This window comes from Gordonia aquimaris, from assembly GCF_026262595.1.
GTDB lineage: Bacteria > Actinomycetota > Actinomycetes > Mycobacteriales > Mycobacteriaceae > Gordonia > Gordonia tangerina.
Map to the genome: position 1 here is coordinate 171219 of NZ_JAPKFM010000001.1, position 18733 is coordinate 189951.

At 66.5% G+C, this 18733-nt stretch carries 18 protein-coding genes; 9 read left to right on the forward strand and 9 right to left on the reverse strand.

All coding sequences use genetic code 11. The annotated features are described in order from the left end of the window. The first annotated feature begins 48 nt into the window (after positions 1 to 48). Positions 49 to 1458: a YibE/F family protein gene (locus tag OSB52_RS00795; protein ID WP_266059666.1), complete on the forward strand. Its 1410-nt coding sequence runs from the start codon at positions 49 to 51 to the stop codon at positions 1456 to 1458. 44 nt (positions 1459 to 1502) lie between these two features. On the opposite strand, the gene OSB52_RS00800 is transcribed toward OSB52_RS00795, so the two are convergent. Both OSB52_RS00800 and OSB52_RS00805 read right to left on the reverse strand, forming a co-directional pair. Then, entirely contained in the window at positions 1503 to 2363 is an 861-nt protein-coding gene (locus OSB52_RS00800) for a serine hydrolase (RefSeq protein WP_372475003.1), read from the reverse strand. A 158-nt stretch (positions 2364 to 2521) separates the two neighbouring features. Then, a complete protein-coding gene (locus tag OSB52_RS00805; protein ID WP_372474997.1) occupies positions 2522 to 3220 on the reverse strand; it encodes a TetR family transcriptional regulator in 699 nt (232 codons plus the stop codon). A gap of 158 nt (positions 3221 to 3378) precedes the next feature. Between OSB52_RS00805 and OSB52_RS00810 the strand changes: the two genes are divergently transcribed. From OSB52_RS00810 to OSB52_RS00830, 5 genes are all read left to right on the forward strand, one after another. Beyond that, positions 3379 to 4455 carry a ferredoxin reductase gene (locus tag OSB52_RS00810; RefSeq protein ID WP_266059668.1) on the forward strand — a complete coding sequence of 359 codons (1077 nt, stop codon included), beginning with the start codon at positions 3379 to 3381 and terminating at the stop codon, positions 4453 to 4455. A 1-nt stretch (position 4456) separates the two neighbouring features. Further along, entirely contained in the window at positions 4457 to 5659 is a 1203-nt protein-coding gene (locus tag OSB52_RS00815; protein ID WP_266059670.1) for a fatty acid desaturase family protein, read from the forward strand. Positions 5660 to 5696: 37 nt separating this feature from the next. Next, complete coding sequence (locus OSB52_RS00820) at positions 5697 to 6185, forward strand: hypothetical protein (protein WP_266059672.1); 489 nt, start codon at positions 5697 to 5699, stop codon at positions 6183 to 6185. A gap of 57 nt (positions 6186 to 6242) precedes the next feature. Next, complete coding sequence (gene recQ, locus OSB52_RS00825) at positions 6243 to 8075, forward strand: DNA helicase RecQ (protein WP_266059903.1); 1833 nt, start codon at positions 6243 to 6245, stop codon at positions 8073 to 8075. A 67-nt stretch (positions 8076 to 8142) separates the two neighbouring features. Beyond that, positions 8143 to 8640, forward strand: coding sequence for a DUF4395 domain-containing protein (locus OSB52_RS00830; protein ID WP_266059674.1), 498 nt, complete (start codon positions 8143 to 8145; stop codon positions 8638 to 8640). Positions 8641 to 9728: 1088 nt separating this feature from the next. On the opposite strand, the gene OSB52_RS00835 is transcribed toward OSB52_RS00830, so the two are convergent. The 7 genes from OSB52_RS00835 to OSB52_RS00865 form a co-directional block, all read right to left on the reverse strand. Next, positions 9729 to 10286 (reverse strand): RES domain-containing protein, encoded by a 558-nt coding sequence (locus OSB52_RS00835; RefSeq protein WP_266059675.1) that lies wholly within the window; start codon positions 10284 to 10286, stop codon positions 9729 to 9731. Beyond that, positions 10287 to 10679, reverse strand: a complete 393-nt coding sequence (locus tag OSB52_RS00840) for an MbcA/ParS/Xre antitoxin family protein (protein ID WP_266059677.1) — start codon at positions 10677 to 10679, stop codon at positions 10287 to 10289. It lies immediately after the preceding gene. A 34-nt stretch (positions 10680 to 10713) separates the two neighbouring features. Further along, complete coding sequence (locus OSB52_RS00845; protein WP_266059678.1) at positions 10714 to 11661, reverse strand: Ppx/GppA phosphatase family protein; 948 nt, start codon at positions 11659 to 11661, stop codon at positions 10714 to 10716. Next, positions 11658 to 12218 carry a DUF501 domain-containing protein gene (locus OSB52_RS00850; protein WP_266059679.1) on the reverse strand — a complete coding sequence of 187 codons (561 nt, stop codon included), beginning with the start codon at positions 12216 to 12218 and terminating at the stop codon, positions 11658 to 11660. Before OSB52_RS00850 ends, OSB52_RS00845 begins: the two co-directional genes overlap by 4 nt. Beyond that, positions 12215 to 12895: an FtsB family cell division protein gene (locus OSB52_RS00855; RefSeq protein WP_372512274.1), complete on the reverse strand. Its 681-nt coding sequence runs from the start codon at positions 12893 to 12895 to the stop codon at positions 12215 to 12217. The genes OSB52_RS00850 and OSB52_RS00855 overlap by 4 nt, the downstream gene beginning before the upstream one ends. Positions 12896 to 12908: 13 nt before the next feature. Next, a complete protein-coding gene (gene eno / locus OSB52_RS00860) occupies positions 12909 to 14192 on the reverse strand; it encodes a phosphopyruvate hydratase (protein WP_235725352.1) in 1284 nt (427 codons plus the stop codon). A 143-nt stretch (positions 14193 to 14335) separates the two neighbouring features. Further along, positions 14336 to 15088, reverse strand: a complete 753-nt coding sequence (locus OSB52_RS00865) for a lytic transglycosylase domain-containing protein (protein WP_266059682.1) — start codon at positions 15086 to 15088, stop codon at positions 14336 to 14338. Positions 15089 to 15259: 171 nt separating this feature from the next. Between OSB52_RS00865 and efeU the strand changes: the two genes are divergently transcribed. The 3 genes from efeU to efeB are packed head-to-tail and all read left to right on the forward strand — an operon-like array spanning position 15260 to position 18722. Continuing rightward, positions 15260 to 16174, forward strand: a complete 915-nt coding sequence (efeU, locus tag OSB52_RS00870) for an iron uptake transporter permease EfeU (RefSeq protein WP_266059683.1) — start codon at positions 15260 to 15262, stop codon at positions 16172 to 16174. Next, positions 16171 to 17379, forward strand: coding sequence for an iron uptake system protein EfeO (gene efeO, locus OSB52_RS00875; RefSeq protein WP_266059684.1), 1209 nt, complete (start codon positions 16171 to 16173; stop codon positions 17377 to 17379). The genes efeU and efeO overlap by 4 nt, the downstream gene beginning before the upstream one ends. Next, positions 17379 to 18722 (forward strand): iron uptake transporter deferrochelatase/peroxidase subunit, encoded by a 1344-nt coding sequence (gene efeB, locus OSB52_RS00880; protein WP_266059685.1) that lies wholly within the window; start codon positions 17379 to 17381, stop codon positions 18720 to 18722. The genes efeO and efeB overlap by 1 nt, the downstream gene beginning before the upstream one ends. Positions 18723 to 18733 lie beyond the last annotated feature (11 nt).

The following is an 18733-nucleotide window of genomic DNA, read 5'->3' on the forward strand; positions in this document are numbered from 1 at the left end:
GGCCGTCTGCGAGGGCCGCGGGCGACGACCCACCGCTAAGGTGTCGACGTGAGTCATCCAGGTCGCGGACACGGTCACGGTCATTCGCACAACCTGTCGGAGATTCCCGCGGTGCTGTCGCCGTTGGCACGATGGTTCGTGATCGCCACGCTCAGCGCGATCGGCGTGGGTGTGGTGGTCGGCGCCGTCGTGCTGTGGCCCTCGGACGGCGAGCACAGCATTCCCATGCAATTCCGCTCCGCCGACGGTGGATCGATCCAGACCGTCGACGCCCATGTCGTCGACACCCAACGAGCGGACTGCCTCAATCCGCTGACCGGCACCGTGCAGGACGGCGCCGAGTTCCAGCTGCCCGGCGCCTCGCCGACCGGGCCGTGTATCGCGGCGACCGTACAGCTCGACGACGGCGACGATCGGGGACGGCACACGCTGCTGGAGATCCCCACCAACCGAGCGCAATCCGGATCCGAACCCGGCGCGCTCGCCCCGTCGGCAGACCAGCTCGACCAGCCGCAGGCGGGACAACCCACCCTTGCGGTCGGGGACAAGATCCGGCTCAGCGTGGTCCCGGGCCCGGATGGCAACACGCGCTATACCTTCTTCGACTATCAGCGCACGGTATCGACCATCATCTGGGCGTTGCTGTTCGTCGGTGCGGTGGTGCTCGTCGCGGCCTGGCGCGGGCTCCGGTCGATCATCGGGCTGGTCTTCGCGTTCCTGGTCCTCGGCATCTTCACCCTGCCGGCCATCCTGGACGGGAAGTCGCCGGTGGCGGTCGCGGTGGTGTCGTCGGCGGCCATCTTGTTCGTGGTGCTCTACCTCGCGCACGGCATCAGCCTGCGAACGAGTTCGGCACTGTTGGGCACCTTGATGTCGTTGGTGCTCGCCGGCGTGCTGAGTTGGCTGTCCATCGAGACGATGCATATCACCGGTCTGTCGGGGGATCAGACTGTCAACCTGCAGGTGTATCAGAGCAGTATCTCGATCAGTGGGCTGCTGCTCGCCGGGTTCATCATCGGCACCCTCGGCGTGCTCAACGACGTCACGATCACCCAGGCCTCGGCAGCGTTCGAACTCGCTGCCGCCGGTGAGCCCACTCGGCTGGCGACCTTCCGCGCGGCGATGCGGGTGGGCCGCGACCATATCGCCAGCACGGTGTACACGCTGGTGTTCGCATACGCGGGCAGTGCGCTGCCCCTGTTGCTGCTGTTCTCGGTGGCCCAACAACCCTTCGGCTCGCTGGTCACCACCGATGCGATCGCGGTGGAATTGGCCCGCTCGTTCGTGGGCGGCATCGCGATCGCGTTGTCGGTTCCACTCACCACGGTCATCGCAGCCGCGCTGACCCGCCCCGCCGGCGCCACACCGGCCGGTCCGGGATCGGAGCCGCCCCCGCCGCCTCCTGCGCCGACAGCGACGCCACGCCCGGGTGGCCGCCACGCACGCCCCGACCTCTGACCGTCACGCAGCCGCCGTTGGTCGACACCTTTTGCGTGCGCGAGTCAGCATCGTCCCGTCGGCAGTTGTGGGAGGTTGCGCTCCAGCCAGTCCCCCACCCGATTGAGCATCCGGGTGCCCGTGGTGAACGAGCCGTTGCGCGGAATGGCCGCCATCGAGACCGCGACATCACCGCGGGTGGTCGTGATCACCGCGAGCTGCCGGACCAGGTACCCCGCCGACCGGGAGGTCGCCGGTCCCCAGCCACCCTTCACCGCCGTCACCGCCCCCTTGTTCGGCGCCATCGTCGCCACACCCCACTGCTGGTTGGCCGCCACGTTGCTCATCAGCCGGATCACATCCTCGCTACCAGGCATACAGGGCAGATGCGCCCCGAAACGTGCCTGGTCGGCCAACGCCCACGGGGTGTAGCCGGGGTAGGACGGCGGGTCATCCGCCTCCGAACTGACCTGCGTGCGGGTGTCATGCCCTTCGCGCAGTACCGCGGTCACCGCGTCGACCGAACTCTGGCCACCCCCTAACGCACCCCACAGCTCGCCGGCGGCGTCATTGTCGGAGAACGTGATCGCCTTGTCTTCCTCTGCGGCCACGGCCGCACCGTACCGGCGCTGCGCGGCCAGCGACACCGGCACTTTCAAGGTCGACCACGCACGGCCGGTGGTGAGGTCACCCATCGTGATGACGCGATCGGAACCAACCGCCACGATCGCCAGTCCCACCTTGCCCGGTTGTGATCTGCGCATGCTCTTCTGCATCTTCGCGAAACTGCTGATGAGCTTCTTCTCGGTGGGCACCGGCGGCTCGAGGAACTTCGCGATCTGCGGCGGCAGCGGCGGGAGTTGAGGTGGCCACCACGCGGGTGAGGCAGCAGCAGTCGCCGATCCGAGGAGCAACGAACCGGCGATTGTCACGGCGGTCACCGTGACAATCAACTTCACACGAGTCACTTGCGTCTCCCTAGTCACATCAGTAACAGGAGACTAAACGGGATCACCCCTCGATGCCCAGCTCGATACGAAGTTGTAGTAATCCGCTCACCTGCCACGCTCGTGGCGATACGACACTAATCCGTACGAACTCGCCACTGCCCCATGCCGAGGAACACCATGACCAACTGGCGCTCGGTCCGGGCGACGATATCGCGCTCGGCCTCTCGACCGCGGTAATCGTTGTCGAGGAGGTCGGCGACCGCGGTCAGCATGATCGTGACGATGAGTTCGGCGGCCAGTTCCAGATCTTCCGGCGACCACTGCGCCAGGTCGGGCAGCCGCGACAGATCGATGGCGAGTTCCTTGGAGAACAACCGCAACTCGGTGTCGATGGCGCGACGGATCTCGGCGATACCGCCGTGCTGCTCGCGTACCAGAAACCGGAACTGCGCCTCGTTGTCGTGGACGTGGCGCAGCAGGATCGCCAGCGAGTTCTGCGCCGTCGGCAGAGCTTGCCGAGCGGCGAGATCGCGCCGTCCTTCGCGCAGCGTGCGCCGCAACACCCGCATCGAATCCTCGACCAGCGTGACGCCCAGATCCTCCATAGAGGCGAAATGCCGATAGAACGCGGTCGGCACGATGCCTGCACCCCGCGCCACCTCGCGCAGACTGATGCTGCCGAAGCTGCGCTCGGCGACGAGTTCCATCGTCGCGTCGAGCAGACCCTGCCGGGTACGACTCTTACGCTCGGCCCGACTCTCCGAGGTCCGCCCATCCGGCTCGCCGACAGCACGTGACGGACGCTGCCGCGCGGTGTGTCGAGACCTGGTCACGGTCCGAGTCTAGGGCGAGATGACTCCGCCGCCGGAGACCGCGTCAGCCCCAGTGACAGCCGTCACAACAAAAGTCCTTGACGACACCGGCGCTGAACATGCCACACTGTTTTGTGTACATATGTTCACTCAAGTGAGCACACGAACGGAGCCAGCCCATGAGCATCCGCCTTCCCTCGGTCCTCGGGACCATTGTCGAGAGCGCCCTCTCGCCACATCCCGTCGACCGCTATCTCGAACTGATCGATCCGATGCTGACCTGGCGCGACATCCGTGCCAAGGTCGTCGCGGTGGACCGCCCGACCAGCCGGGCCGTCCGACTCACTCTTCGCCCCACACACCAGTGGACCGGCCACCTTCCCGGACAGTATGTCCAGCTCAGTACCGTTATCGATGGCGTCCGGCACACCCGGTGCTTTTCCCCCGCGAACGCTCCGTCACCCCGCGGGGATCTCGAGTTGACGGTGACCGCCCACGAGGGCGGGTTCGTCTCGCGGCACCTGTTCGACCACGCGCACGTCGGCATGGTCGTCGGACTGTCGGCGGCGACCGGCGAGTTCGTCCTACCTGCCGAGCGCCCCCGTTCGGCAGTCTTCATCAGCGGCGGCAGTGGTATTACACCTGTACTCTCGATGATGCGAACGCTCGTAGCCGAGGGCCACCAGGGAGCCATCACCTTTCTGCACTACGCACGCACACCGGATGACGTGGCCTACCGGACGGACCTGGCCGCGATCGCCGCGAACCACCCGAGGGTCGACCTGCGGGTGCACTACACCCGCGACGCCCACGGCGAGCATTTCACCGGCGCACATCTCGACGAGATCGACCATTTCGCAGATGCCGAGTTGTTCGTGTGCGGACCGGCCGCACTGATGGACGCCGTCGAGCGCCATCACGACGCGGCCGGACTGACCCAACCGCTGCACCGCGAGGCGTTCACGCTGGCAGTACCGATCTCCGTCGACCCCGACGCACCCATCGACGGCGAGCTGACCTTCCTGCGATCCGGCAGATCGGCGACCAACGACGGCCGCACCATCCTCGACCAGGCGGAATCGGCCGGGCTCCGGCCCGACTCCGGCTGCCGGATGGGGATCTGTTTCTCCTGCACTGCGATCAAGAAATCCGGTTGCACCCGCAACGTGCTGACCGGAGACACCGACAGCGAAGCCGACACGCAGATCCAACTCTGTATCAATGCGCCCGTCGGCGACGTGGAAATCGAGGTTTGACATGACCATCATCGACCACCCCACCACCGGCACCGCCCTGGTCGGTATCGACGCACCCGTCCCGGACGAGCCCACCACCGTCGACGACCCCAAACACATCGTGCTCAGCTACGAGCAAGTGGAGGCACTGGGCCGCGAACTCGACGAACTCAAGGCACGGGTCGTCGCCGACCTCGGCGAGAAGGATCGCGAATACCTCTACTCGGTCATCCGCGCCCAGCGTGGCTTCGAGATCGCCGGTCGCGCACTGATGTATCTCGGCTTCTTCCCGCCCGCCTGGATCGCGGCGGTCGGCGCACTGTCGGTGTCGAAGATCCTCGACAACATGGAGATCGGCCACAACGTCATGCACGGCCAGTACGACTGGATGCGTGAGGACACCTACAACTCACGCGAATTCGAATGGGACACCGTGTGCCCGGCCGACCAATGGCGCCACAGCCACAACTACATGCACCACACCTTCACCAACATCATCGGCGAGGACCGCGACATCGGCTACGGCATTCTGCGGATGGATCGCGACCAGAAATGGAATCCCTACTACCTCGGTAACCTTGGCTATGCGACCGCGCTGATGCTGCTGTTCGAATGGGGCGTGATGCTCCATGACCTCGAGGTCGAGAACATCGTCGCAGGCAAACGCAAATGGTATGACGTCAAAGGTCTCGTCAAGGGTATGTGGCGCAAGGCCGGTCGACAGGTCCTCAAGGACTACGTGGTGTTCCCCGCCCTCACCGGCCCCCTGTTCGTGACCACGCTGCTGGGTAACGCCTCAGCCAACCTCGTTCGCAACCTGTGGACCTTCTCGATCATCTTCTGCGGCCACTTCCCCAGCGGCGCCCAGACCTTCACCGCCGACGAGTGCGCCGACGAGACGCGCGGACAGTGGTACCTGCGGCAGATGCTGGGCTCGGCGAACATCACCGGCAGCCCGCTGTTCCACATCATGAGCGGCAACCTGTCACACCAGATCGAGCATCACCTGTTCCCCGACATCCCCGCCAGCCGGTATCCGGAGATCTCCGGCGAGGTTCGCGAGATCTGCGAACGTTACGGTCTGCCGTACAACACGGGTTCGCTGAGCCACCAGTTGGCCTCGACCTGGAAAAAGATCGCCAAACTCTCGCTACCGAACTTCCTGACCCGCGACGACAACGACCTGGTGGTGACCGTGGAGCGCTCGCCGTCGGCTGTTGCGTGAGGCACGGTCTGCCGGTCCCGGTGGCAGAATACTGACCATGGTCGACAGCATCGAACGCAACAAGGACCTCGTCCAGGAACTCGTGGAGTCGACGGCCACGCACGTCGGCCGGATCGCCACCATCATCACCGGCGCTGTCGCCGATGTCGCCCGCGAGATCGGCGATCTCGTCACCGACGGCTTCGAGATGCGCGACGCGGCGCGTCGGGCCCGCGACGACGAAGAGCGCGGCATCATCGACGTCGAGGAACACAACGACATCGGCGACGGGCCGGTCGTTCTCGAAGAGGTCGAGCTCGAACAGGCCCAACTCGAAGCCACCGACCCCGGCGTCGGCGATCCCGAGCGCGTTGCACCCGGAGAGGCCGAACCCGCGGCCGACCTCGAATCGTTCGAATCCGCCGAGGACGTCCTGCCCGGTGATCCGGTGGATCTCGGCGAGATCAACGAAGCCGAGATCGGCAGCGCCGAGGCGGTCCCGGAAGAGCCGGTCGATCTCGGGGAGATCCCGGGGCAGGCGCCCTGAGGACCGGCCGGCCGGTTCGGTCGGCTCCCGCCGGTAACGTGGTGCCCTGTGGCGGACATGTGGCACGTACTGGCATCGACCTTCGGTTACGAGTCGTTCCGCGGTGATCAGGAACAGATCGTCGATCATGTGGTCTCCGGCGGAGATGCAGTTGTCCTGATGCCCACCGGCGGCGGCAAGAGTCTCTGCTACCAGGTGCCCGCACTGGTCCGGGAGGGCTGCGGGGTCGTCGTCTCACCGCTGATCGCGTTGATGTCCGATCAGGTCGCCGCGCTGCGCGAACTCGGGGTGCACGCGGCGTATCTGAACTCAACGCAGACTTCCGAACAGCGCGCCGAGGTCGAATCGGCTTTTCGCAGCGGTGAACTCGACATGCTCTATGTCGCACCGGAACGTCTCAACACCGCAGGCTGCCGGGCCTTGTTGCAGAGCGGTCGGATCTCGCTGTTCGCGATCGACGAGGCCCACTGCGTCTCGCAATGGGGACACGACTTCCGGCCCGATTACCTCGCACTCGGCGAGCTCGCCGAACTGTGGCCGGATGTCCCGCGCATCGCGTTGACCGCGACCGCCACCCGCCGCACGCACGCCGAAATCACCGAACGCCTGCACCTCGCCGACGCCCGGCACTTTGTCGCCGATTTCGACCGTCCCAACATCACCTACCGCATCGTCACCAAATCTGAACCCCGCAAACAACTTCTCGACTTCATCCGCACCGACGGCCACGTCGACGGGCAACCGGCCACCGGGATCGTCTACGCACTGAGCCGCGCCTCGGTGGAGAAGACGGCGGCGTTCCTGGCGGCCAACGGCGTCGACGCGATGCCGTATCACGCCGGCCTCGATCGCGAAGTCCGCCACGACACCCTGGAGCGATTCCTGCGCGCCGACGGCGTCGTCGTGGTCGCGACCATCGCCTTCGGCATGGGTATCGACAAACCCGACGTGCGGTTCGTCGCCCACATCGATCTACCCAAGAGCGTGGAGGGCTACTACCAGGAGACCGGTCGAGCCGGGCGCGACGGTCTGCCGTCGGTGGCGTGGATGACCTACGGGTTGGCCGATGTCATGCAGCAGCGTCGACTCATCGACCAGTCCGACGGCGACGCGAATCACCGGCGGGTCCAACAGCAGCACCTCGACGCGATGCTCGCGCTGTGCGAGACCGTGGACTGCCGACGCGCTCAACTACTGCGGTACTTCGGCCAGGACGCGCAATCCTGCGGCAATTGCGACACGTGTCTCACCCCACCGAAGACCTTCGACGGCACGGTGCCCGCACAGAAGTTGCTCTCGACGATGGTGCGACTGCAGCGGGATCTGGGCGATCCGCCCTACGGCGCCGGCCACCTCATCGACATCCTGCGCGGCGCCGACACCGCCCGCATCCGAGAGCGCGGACACACGCGGCTGACCACCTACGGCATCGGCACCGACCTCGACGCCGCCGCCTGGCGCAGCGTGATCCGTCAGCTGGTGGCCTCGGGGATCATCGCACCCCAGGGCGACTACGGGGTGCTGACCCTGACCGACAAGAGCGGGCCCGTGCTGCGCGGCGAGACCACCGTGATGTTGCGGACCGATCCGGCTCGGCCGGCCGGCGGGCGCAGCACCCGCGGGTCACGCTCGGCACCCGATTTGCCCGACGCCGACCGCGGGCTGTTCGAACATCTGCGTGCGTGGCGCAAGGCCGATGCATCGCGGCGCGGTGTGCCGCCGTATGTGGTGTTCAACGACGCCACCCTGCGTGAACTGGCGGCGCTGCGGCCGGCGTCGACGACGCAGTTGCGATCGGTATCGGGCATCGGCGACGCCAAACTCGAGCAGTACGGCGACGACGTACTCGCCGCGATCTCGGGGTTCGATGCGGAATCCGAACCGGCGTGAGCGGAATCATTGCCCGGGGTCGCGACGTTGTCTACCTTCGGCAGAGCTGTTCTTCAGGAGGTTTTCGGTGTCCCCAACGTTGCCGTCGGCGCTGACGTTTCCCAATCCGGTCAACGACTACGCGGCCCGTTCGACCGCGGGTCTGGTGATCGTGCTCGCCGTGGTGGCGATCGTGGTCGACCACCCGGTGCCCTACGCCCTGCTCGCGCTCGGCTTTCTGCTGCGGGTGATGGCAGGTCCTCGGTTCTCTCCGTTCGGCCAGCTGTCGGTGCGGTTCATCGCACCGAAGGTCTGGCGCAAGACCAAACTCGTGCCCGGCCCGCCCAAGCGGTTCGCCCAGACCATCGGGCTCGTGTTCAGCGGCAGCGCGTTGGTGCTGTCGCTGCTCGGCCTCGGCGTCGCGGCCCAGATCGTAACCGGCGTGCTCATCGTGGCGGCGTCCCTGGAGTTCGTGTTCGGCCTGTGCCTAGGGTGCGTCGCCTTCGGGTTCCTGCAGCGACGCGGGATCATCCCCGAGACAGTGTGCGAGGCGTGCAACGATCTCTCGCTGCGCTTGGCTGCGTAAACCGCACACTCCAACCGCGGGTGCAGCCGTCCGCGCACACCCGCATTCGCTGGTCGAGTAGCCCGCGAACGAGGTGAGCGAGCGTATCGAGACCTCCGGCGCCTGACAGCATCTCACCAAATCTCGATACGCCGACTCGCTGGCGCTCGCCGACTACTCGATCACCGGGTAAGTCGCGGCCACTCGATCAACGAACAGCCCGCGCACCCCAACCGCTGGTCGAGTAGCCCGCGAACGAAGTGAGCGAGCGTATCGAGACCTCCGGCGCCCGACAGAATCTCACCAAATCTCGATACGCCGACTCGCTGCCGCTCGCCGACTACTCGACCAACGGGTAAGTCCCGGCCACTCGATCAACCAGCGAACAGCCCACGCACCCCAACCGCTGGTCGAGTAGCCCGCGAACGAAGTGAGCGAGCGTATCGAGACCTCCGGCGCCTGACAGCATCTCACCAAATCTCGATACGCCGACTCGCTGCCGCTCGCCGACTACTCGACCAACGGGTAAGTCCCGGCCACTCGATCAACCAGCGAACAGCCCACGCACCCCAACCGCTGGTCAAGTAGCCCGCGAACGAAGTGAGCGAGCGTATCGAGACCCCCGGCGCCCGACAGCATCTCACCAAATCTCGATACGCCGACTCGCTGCCGCTCGCCGACTACTCGACCAACGGGTAAGTCCCGGCCACTCGATCAACCAGCGAACAGCCCACGCACCCCAACCGCTGGTCAAGTAGCCCGCGAACGAAGTGAGCGAGCGTATCGAGACCTCCGGCGCCCGACAGCATCTCACCAAATCTCGATACGCCGACTCGCTGCCGCTCGCCGACTACTCGACCAACGGGTAAGTCCCGGCCACTCGATCAACCAGCGAACAGCCCACGCACCCCAACCGCTGGTCGAGTAGCCCGCGAACGAAGTGAGCGAGCGTATCGAGACCTCCGGCGCCTGACAGCATCTCACCAGATCTCGATACGCCGACTCGCTGCCGCTCGCCGACTACTCGACCAACAGTTGGGCCGACTCGCTGCCGCTCCATCACCGGTTGGGTTGCAGCTACTTGATCAACGGTGGGGTCCGCCAGTGTCCTACCGCTCCACCGGTCGCAGGAGCGACTCGGCGGCGTCGACGATCGCCGGATGATCGAGGTCCAGTTCGTCGACGGCCACCACCTCCGGACGTACCCACGACGCGAGCACACTCCATTGCGGCCGGTGAAACGACCACCACGACACCGCGTCCCAGGCACGATCACCGCGCGCATCGGCCTCGGTATAGATCTGCTGACCCCACCGCTGAGTGACGGTCAGATTCCGTACGACGACCTGCGACGGTCGTAGCCCCAGGCGCACCAGGTGGGCGGGGTCGTCGAGGTCGAGTATGCGCAGGTCATCGGGCAGCCGAAACGTGCCGAGGGCACGACGAGCTCCCGGCAGCTGGGGGAACTCGAACATGTCATCCACCCAGGCACGCAGGTTGCCAAAGGATTCGCCGCAGGCGGCCTCCGCATGACGCGACAGATACCAGACATGCCGGTCGGGGTGATCGATACGTCCCCCGATCTGTGGCCGATGCTCGTACAGCGGGTGGCCGGGCCGTCCCGCGGCCGCCGAGTCGAGGTAGGGAAAGACCCGGTAGACCAGCACTCAGGCCGCCCCTCCCCACGCCTCGGCGTCGAGAGCCGTCAGGACCGCGGCCGCGCCGGACAACCGCAGCGCGTCGATCGGGCGCGCCCCGCCGAGGTGAACGTTCTGACTGATCAGCCACGTCTGTGCAGCTCGTTCACCCCAGATCAGCCGCGCGCGGGCGAAGATGTGCTCGAGGTCGATCAGCAGCGGCCCCGCGATCGGTCCCGGATACTCCTCACCGGAGATCCATCGGGTCGGCTGCGATCTGCTGACGCCGATGAGCTCGGCCAACCGCGCCTTGCCGAAACTGTCGGCGAGGTAGCTGACGCGGGCGGGTGCCAACGGATCGGCGGGATCGGCGCCTCGTGGTCGTCGCGATCGAGGCATGGCGCGGACACGTGCTGAGGTCATGTCCCCATGCTACCCAACAGAATTGTTGGGTGGGTCAGTTAACGAGGCCCATCGCGATGCCGTCGAGGATGTCGTGTTCGCTCACCACCAGTTCACCGACGGCGGACCGCTCGGCGATCTCCCTCGCAAGTTCCGCCGTCACCAGCGCGCCGCCGCCGATCACGTCCACACGGCCCGGATGCATCGGCCCCAGTGCGGCGCGCTGCGCCCGGGTCATGTGCACCAGACGCTCGCACACCGCGCCGAGATCGGCGAAGGACATACGTGACAGGTGGATCGCCTCCGGGTCGTAGTCGACGAGTCCGGCTCCCACCGCCGCCAGTGTTGTCATCGTGCCGGCCACACCGACCCAACTGTGCACGCCGTCGACGGCAACCGCGTCGAATGCCGGCGCCAACCGTGCGCGGGCGAACTCACGCGCCGCCGCGATCTCGGATTCGGTGGGCGGGTCGGAGGGCAGACACCGTTCGGTGAGCCGAACACAGCCGATGTCGGCCGAATGCGCGGCATGGACGCCACCCGCGTCACCGACGACGACCTCGGTGGAACCGCCGCCGAGGTCGGTCACCACGAATGGCCCGCGGGCGGGGTCCAACTCACCTACCGCACCAGCGAAGGAGAGTCGCGCCTCCTCGTCACCGGTGATCACCTCGGCCCGTGAACCCGGTACCACCGCACCAAGCAGCTCCGCGGTCATCGCGAAGAACTCATCACGATTGGCCGCGTCCCGCGTTGCCGATGTCGCGACCATCCGCACTCGTTCGACCCCCAGCGCGGACATCGTCGTCACGTAGTCGGCCAACGCGCTGCGTGTGCGTTCGATGGCCTCTCCGGCGAACCTGCCGGTCGCATCGACACCCTGCCCGAGCCGGACGACCCGCATCTCGCGGTGCAGATCGATCAGACGCCCGGTGTCGTCGGGCCGCGCCACCAGCAGTCGGATCGAATTGGTGCCGCAATCGACGGCGCCGACCACCGTCACCGGGCCACACCTCCGCTTCCCTGCTCCCCGTCGGCGCCGTCGGTGGCGTCGGTGGCGTCGGTGGCGCGCGGCCAGGCCTCCGGGATGGCGCTGCCGCGCAGTCCTTGCTCGGCGGCCAGCGCGACCGCCTCATCGCCGAGCGGATTGACTCCCGGGCCCTTGGCGAGCGAATGGGCCATCAACACGTGCAGACACTTCACCCGGTCGGGCATTCCGCCGCCGGAGAAGTCGGTACCCAGCGGTTCAAGCTCGTCACGCTCGGCCAGATACGACTCGTGCGCGCGCCGATAGGCCGCCGCCAACTCGGAGTCGGTGACCAGACGCGCCGTCATCTGCTTCATCACCCCGGCCGACTCCTGCCGACTCGCCTCGGCCGTCAACCGCGGGTCGGTGAGGTAGTAGAGCGTCGGGAAGGGAGTGCCATCAGGCAGCCGGGGCGACGTCTTGATCACCGCCGGGCGGCCGTCGGGCGTGTAGAAGCTCACCTCGATCACGCCACGCGGTTCGCGTCCGAGCTGTTCGGCGATGGTGGCGAGATCGGCGTCGGAGACACTCACTTGATGGTCGGTGGGGTCGACACGGACTCCCACAGATTGCCGTACCACGGGCTCCGGGCCCGCTCCTCCGCCTGCTTCTCGGCAGCAATGCGCGCATCGTCGCCGGGGAACATCATCACCAACGCCTTCTCCCCTGGCCGGACGAACTGTAGCCGCTCACGCGCCTCCGCTTCGATATAGGCCGGATCACTTTGTTCGTTGACCTTCTGCTGATAGTCGCTCACCTCAGACCGGAGCTGGTCGTTGCTCGCACGCAGTTGCTCGAACTCCGCCCGCTGCGAGAAGTACGTACGCACCGGCATCGCCAGCGTCAACGCCACGACGCTGACCACAAGCGCGAGCACGATCGCGCGCTTCGCGTCGAGCCCCTCCCAACGGGCGACCCACGCCGCACGGTCGATCCGACGCCGCGTGGCTCGCGACCGGTTCGACACCCGCGGGGCCCGCCGCACGACCGGCTGTTCGACCATGTCGTCGACGCCGACGTCATCGACGTCGACGCCGTCGTGCACCTCGTGCTCACCTGTCTCGGTGACCGAGAAGCGATGGGAGCGAGCCGACGCAGAACGAGCCGCCGTGGACCGGGACCGGGCCGGACCGCGCGTCCTGGTGCCGCGACGGTCCGCCCGCGTCCGATTACGCCGATCGCCTCGCTCCCGGCGCCCGCCCGATGTCATGGGTTCCAGCTAATCACGAACCAAACGAGAATCGTGGGAAGGCGAGGTCGCCCGCGTAGCGTGCCGCATCGCCCAGACCTTCCTCGATGCGCAGCAGCTGGTTGTACTTGGCGACACGCTCACTGCGGGCCGGTGCACCGGTCTTGATCTGGCCACATGCACATGCGACCGCGAGGTCGGCAATGGTGGTGTCCTCGGTCTCACCGGAGCGATGACTCATCATCGTCTTGTAGCCGTTGTTGTGCGACAGCGCCACGGCATCCAGCGTCTCGGTGAGCGAACCGATCTGATTCACCTTGACCAACAGCGCGTTGGCGACACCCTCGGAGATGCCGCGCTCGAGGCGCTCCGGGTTGGTGACGAACAGATCGTCGCCGACGAGCTGCACCTTGTCGCCGACCGCCTCGGTGAGCTTCGCCCATCCGGTCCAGTCGTCCTCGGCGAGTCCGTCCTCGATCGACACGATCGGGAAGTCGGTGACCAGCTTCTCGTAGAACGGCACCATCTCCTCGGTCGAGTAGTCGCGACCCTCGAGCTTGTACACACCGTCGCGGTAGAACTCGGTGGCCGCCGCATCGAGTGCGATCACCACGTCCTTGCCGAAGGAGTACCCGGCCTTCTCGACCGCCTCCCCGATCACGGTGATGGCCGCGTCGGTGTTCGGCAGATCCGGCGCGAAGCCGCCCTCGTCACCCAGCGCGGTGGCCAGGCCCTGCTTGGACAGCACCGACTTCAACGCGTGATAGACCTCGGCGCCGCAGCGCAGCGCCTCCTTGAACGTGGGCGCACCGACCGGGGCGATCATGAATTCCTGGAAGTCGATGCCGTTGTCGGCGTGCTCGCCGCCGTTGATGATGTTCATGCACGGCACCGGCAGGATGTGCGCGTTCGGGCCGCCGATGTAGCGGAACAGCGGCAGGCCGGCCGATTCCGCGGCGCCCTTGGCGACCGCCAGCGAGACCCCGAGAATGGCGTTGGCGCCGATGCGCCCCTTGTCGGGAGTGCCGTCACAGTCGAGCAGGGCCTGGTCGACGAGGCGCTGCTCCTCGGCCTCCAGGCCGATCACGGCAGGCGCGAGTTCGGCCAGCACACCTTCGACGGCCTTCGTGACACCTTTGCCGGCATACCGGTCACCGCCGTCACGCAACTCGACCGCCTCGTGTTCGCCGGTCGACGCGCCGGAGGGAACCGCGGCGCGGGTGAAGGTGCCGTCATCCAGAACAACTTCGACCTCGACGGTCGGATTGCCTCGCGAATCCAGGATCTCGCGCGCACCGACCTGCTCGATCATTGCCACAGTTCTAGCCCCTTTGTCCTCGACGGAACGACGCCACGTCGGCGCCGACAGGTACGCGTCAAAGCCTAATCGCTGCGCGCAACGCACACGCGGCAAGGGAGGGACTCGCGCGCTTACCGCTCGGTAGGGATCGCCGCCGAAGGTCAGTAGCGGATGTTGATCGAGTACGCGTTGGCACGATCGCGCACGTCGAGGACATACGGGGTCGAGTTGTTGTAGACCTTGACGGCCTTTTCCCACCCTTCCGGCGTGGTCATGTCGCCGCCGGAGGACACACACAGGTACCGCGCAGCCGACAGCGCCGCGTCGTCGATGTTGTCGGGGTCCGGTCGTCCGTCTCCGTTGGCGTCGACGCCGTAGCGCTTCCATGTCTCCGGGATGAACTGGAATGGGCCCATCGCGCGATCGTGGACGGCGTCTCCGTCCATCGTGCCGCCGTCGGTGTCGTGGATCTGCATGTTGCCGCGCGTGCCGTCGAGAGCGACCCCGCGGATCGGCGGCGAGGTGTCGCCGTTGGCGGCGATGTCGGTGCCGCGATGGGTGCCGTGTTTGCTCTCCACGGCCGCAACCCCCGCCAGCGTCGTCCAGGCCAGCCCGCACTCGGGATGTTGCTGGCGCTGGATCTCGGCGGCGTTGCCGTAGGCCTCCATGGCGATCAGCGGGATGCCCGTCGACTCCGAGATCGGCCGCGCCCAGTCACGCAGCTGTTCGGCCGTCCGACCGGGTGCGTTGATGTCGATATACGGAGTCGGCGCTCCGGCGCCCGGTGGGATGCCGTCGGGGATGTCGGGGCGATTCAGCGACGGCAGATCCAGGCAGGCCGTTGCGGCCAAGGCCGTCACACCGACGATCAGCGGAGCGAGCACCAGCCGCCGCGTGGCCGAAAGCCGACCCATCCTCTGTCCTCCACTCACTACGCCACTCACGGGACCGGGCCCCCGTCGACTGAACAACTTCCGACCAAGACTTTCGGTTCCCGGTGCCCGGAGGTTACTGTCACGTGGTTAGCCTCACCAAACGACGCCGCGCGGGGTGACGGTGGCAACGACGCGAGACAGAGAGTCGGCATGGAGTACCTGGCTGCGGGTGGTGCACCCTCGGTTTTTGCACAGATGTTCGGCAGCGGACTCATCGGACTCCGCGAAGGCCTCGAAACGGGCATCGTGGTGATGGTCCTGATCGCATTCGCCGTCAAGTCCGGCCGCCGCGACGCCCTGAAATGGATCTGGGCCGGCGTGGCCGCGGCCGTGGCGATGGTCATCACGATCTTCCTGATCATCCACCTGGGCACGTCGACGGTCACCTCACTGACCGCCGAACTCATCGCGGGTCTGGCATCGCTGGTCGCCGTTGTCATCGTCACCGCCATGGTGTTGTGGATGAGCAAGGCCGCCGCACACATCTCCGCCGATCTGCGGACGGAGATGTCGGACGCCCTGCTCACCAGCGCCGCCTCGGTGTTGGGTCTGTCCTTCCTAGCGGTCGGCCGGGAGGGTTTCGAGACCGCATTGCTGATGGTGGGCTACGCCGAGAGTGTGTCGGGTGGCCTGTGGCCACTGCTCGGCCTGCTCGTGGGCATCGTGGTCGCGATCGTGCTGACCGTGATGCTCTACCGAGGGGCGGTCCGCCTCAACTTCCACACGTTCTTCCTCTACACCGGAATCTTCCTGATCTTCGTCGCTGCCGGCATCCTCGCCTACGGCATCCGTGCGTTGCAGACGGTCGGCTGGCTTCCCGGCGGCAACACACCCGCCTTCGACATCAGCTCGGCCTACGACCAGTCATCCTGGTACGGCACGATCCTCGCCGGCATCTTCAACTTCCGGCCCGATCCCACCGTTTTCCAGGTCGTGGCGTGGTGTGTGTACGTGGCGGTCGTGCTCACGTTGTTCCTACGCGCCAATCGTCGACCACCACCCGCCAAGCAGAACGCGGACACCCCGGCGCACTCCGAGCCGGTATCGGAAAGGAATCCCCGTTGAACCCGAGAAGTTCCACCGCGGTTGTGTTGCTGGCGCTAACCGTGTCCGCTCCCCTGCTGCTGGCCGGCTGCACATCCAAGGCCGGTTCCGACGGCGCGATCGCGGTCACGTCCTCCAACGACGCCTGCGATCTCGACGGCACCGACGCCCAGACCGGCGACGTGAACTTCACGGTCACCAACAATGGTTCCAAGGTCACCGAGTTCTACGTGTACGGCAACAACAATCGCGTCCTGGGCGAGGTGGAGAACATCGGGCCGGGCCTATCCGGCAACCTGACCGTCGAGGTCACCGACCCGGGCACCTACACGGTCGCGTGCAAGCCCGGCATGGTCGGCACCGGTATCCGTGAGGAGATCACGGTGTCCGGCGAGAAGAAGGACAAAGAAGAGGTCCCGGCGGATGTCAACGCCGCCAAGGAACGCTACCTCGATTATGTCCGCGGGCAGGTCGCCGGACTCGCCGCACAGGCCCAGATCTACGTCGACCACATCAAGGCGGGCCAGCTCGATGAGGCTCGCGCGATGTTCGGACAGGTGCGCACGTTCTATGAGCGCGTAGAACCGGTCGCGGAGTCGTTTCCCGACCTCGACCCGGCGATCGACATGCGTTGGGATGACACCGAGGGCGGCGAGCAACCCTTCACCGGCTTCCACCGCACCGAGCGAATCCTGTGGCCCCCGCAGGCACAGGAGGTCGGCGAGGGGCCGGGTCAGATCGCTCCCGATGACGCCGCCGACGCCACGGCCAACGACGATCAGGCTGCTGCCGACACCGCCGCGGGCGAACTGCTGGCCAACATCAACTCGTTGAAGGACGAGGTCGACAAGCCCGACTTCACCTTCGAGACCCGTCAGTTCGTCCAGGGACCGCAGGCGCTCATCGACGAGATCGCCGCCACCAAGGTCGGCGGCGAAGAGGACCGCTACTCGCACACCGATCTGTGGGACTTCGCGGCCAATGTGGACGGCGCCGAGACATTGATCGCGGAGATGCAACCGATCATCTCCGCCAAAGACCAGGCACTCATGGACCGGATCACCGCCCAATTCGCCGACGTACGCACCGCGATCGACCAGTATCGCGAGGGCGACGGATACGTCACCTACACGCAGGTGAGCGACGCGGAGCGCAAGGAACTGTCCAACAAGATCGACGCCCTGTCGGCCACACTGTCGCAGGTGCCCGGACTGGTACTGAGCTGATGACCGATCCCACCCCGACGCCGGACGAGTCGGCACCAGCGGATTCGGATGCATCCGGAACACCGACGAGGCAGCGCTTCTCGCGGCGGGCGTTGCTCGGTGGGGCCGGTGTCGGAGTGGTGGCGGCGGCCGCCGGCGGGGTCGCGGTGGGCCGTGCAACGGCTGCCGAGCAGGTGCCGCACACCTCGGGGGTCGTCCCGTTCCGCGGTGAACGACAGGCCGGGATTGTCACCGCCGTCCAGGATCGGCTGCATTTCGCCAGCTTCGACGTGATCACCGACTCCCGCGACGACCTGATCGCGATGCTCAAGACCTGGACGTCGGCGGCCGAGCGGATGACCCGGGGTGAGACCACCGTCGAGGACGGGGCTGTAGGACTCGGCGACTACACGCCGCCGGCCGACACCGGTGAGGCGCTCGGCCTCGGTGCCGCCAACCTGACCCTGACCATCGGTTTCGGGCCGGGACTGTTCGGCCCCAGCGCCTCGGATCCGCATCGTCGTGACCGATTCGGTATCGCCGACCGGAAACCCGCCGCGCTGGTCGACCTTCCCGCCTTCGCGGCCGAGAAGATCGAGCCGTCACGGTCTTTCGGCGACATCTGCATCCAGGCGTGTGCCGACGACCCGCAGGTGGCGGTGCACGCCATCCGCAACCTCGCGCGGATGGGGATCGGCGTCGTCGCGGTACGGTGGTCCCAGCTCGGGTTCGGGCGCACCTCCTCGACCACCCGGTCGCAGGAAACACCCCGCAACATGTTCGGGTTCAAGGACGGCACGGCCAACATCCGTTCCGACCAGACCGATGTGCTGGATCAATGGGTGTGGGTGGGCAAGGACGACAATCCCGCATCCGCGCAGTGGATGACCGGCGGCACATATCTGGTGGCCCGTCGAATTCGAATGGACATCGAGCCGTGGGACCGGGCCAACCTGCTCGAGCAGGAACAGATCATCGGCCGCACCAAAGGATCCGGCGCCCCGCTCGGGCAACAGGACGAGTTCGACACCCCCGACTTCAACGTGACCTCCTACGGCGCGCCGATGATCCCTCGAACCGCGCACGTGCGGTTGGCGCACCCGGACAATCTGGGCGGCATCCAGGTCCTTCGGCGCGGCTACAACTTCACCGACGGTTCGGACGGGTTCGGACACCTCGACGCCGGGTTGTTCTTCATCGCGTTCAACCGCGACAACGGCAAGCAATTCGTCCCGATGCAGCAAGTCCTGTCGCGGCAGGATGCGATGACCGAGTACCTGATCCCAAACGGATCGTCCACATTCGCCATCCCACCCGGGCTGCAACCCGGCGAATGGTGGGGTCAGGGCTTGTTCGAGGGGTGATCCGGCCCGTC

What these genes read in the sequence shown, in the direction of transcription:
- efeU (WP_266059683.1), top strand. Translation starts at nt 15,260, where the DNA reads ATGGAGTACCTGGCTGCGGGTGGTGCACCCTCGGTTTTTGCACAGATG.
- OSB52_RS00810 (WP_266059668.1), top strand. Translation starts at nt 3,379, where the DNA reads ATGAGCATCCGCCTTCCCTCGGTCCTCGGGACCATTGTCGAGAGCGCC.
- OSB52_RS00840 (WP_266059677.1), bottom strand. Translation starts at nt 10,679, where the DNA reads ATGACCTCAGCACGTGTCCGCGCCATGCCTCGATCGCGACGACCACGA.
- recQ (WP_266059903.1), top strand. Translation starts at nt 6,243, where the DNA reads ATGTGGCACGTACTGGCATCGACCTTCGGTTACGAGTCGTTCCGCGGT.
- efeB (WP_266059685.1), top strand. Translation starts at nt 17,379, where the DNA reads ATGACCGATCCCACCCCGACGCCGGACGAGTCGGCACCAGCGGATTCG.
- OSB52_RS00855 (WP_372512274.1), bottom strand. Translation starts at nt 12,895, where the DNA reads ATGACATCGGGCGGGCGCCGGGAGCGAGGCGATCGGCGTAATCGGACG.
- OSB52_RS00820 (WP_266059672.1), top strand. Translation starts at nt 5,697, where the DNA reads ATGGTCGACAGCATCGAACGCAACAAGGACCTCGTCCAGGAACTCGTG.
- OSB52_RS00815 (WP_266059670.1), top strand. Translation starts at nt 4,457, where the DNA reads ATGACCATCATCGACCACCCCACCACCGGCACCGCCCTGGTCGGTATC.
- OSB52_RS00865 (WP_266059682.1), bottom strand. Translation starts at nt 15,088, where the DNA reads ATGGGTCGGCTTTCGGCCACGCGGCGGCTGGTGCTCGCTCCGCTGATC.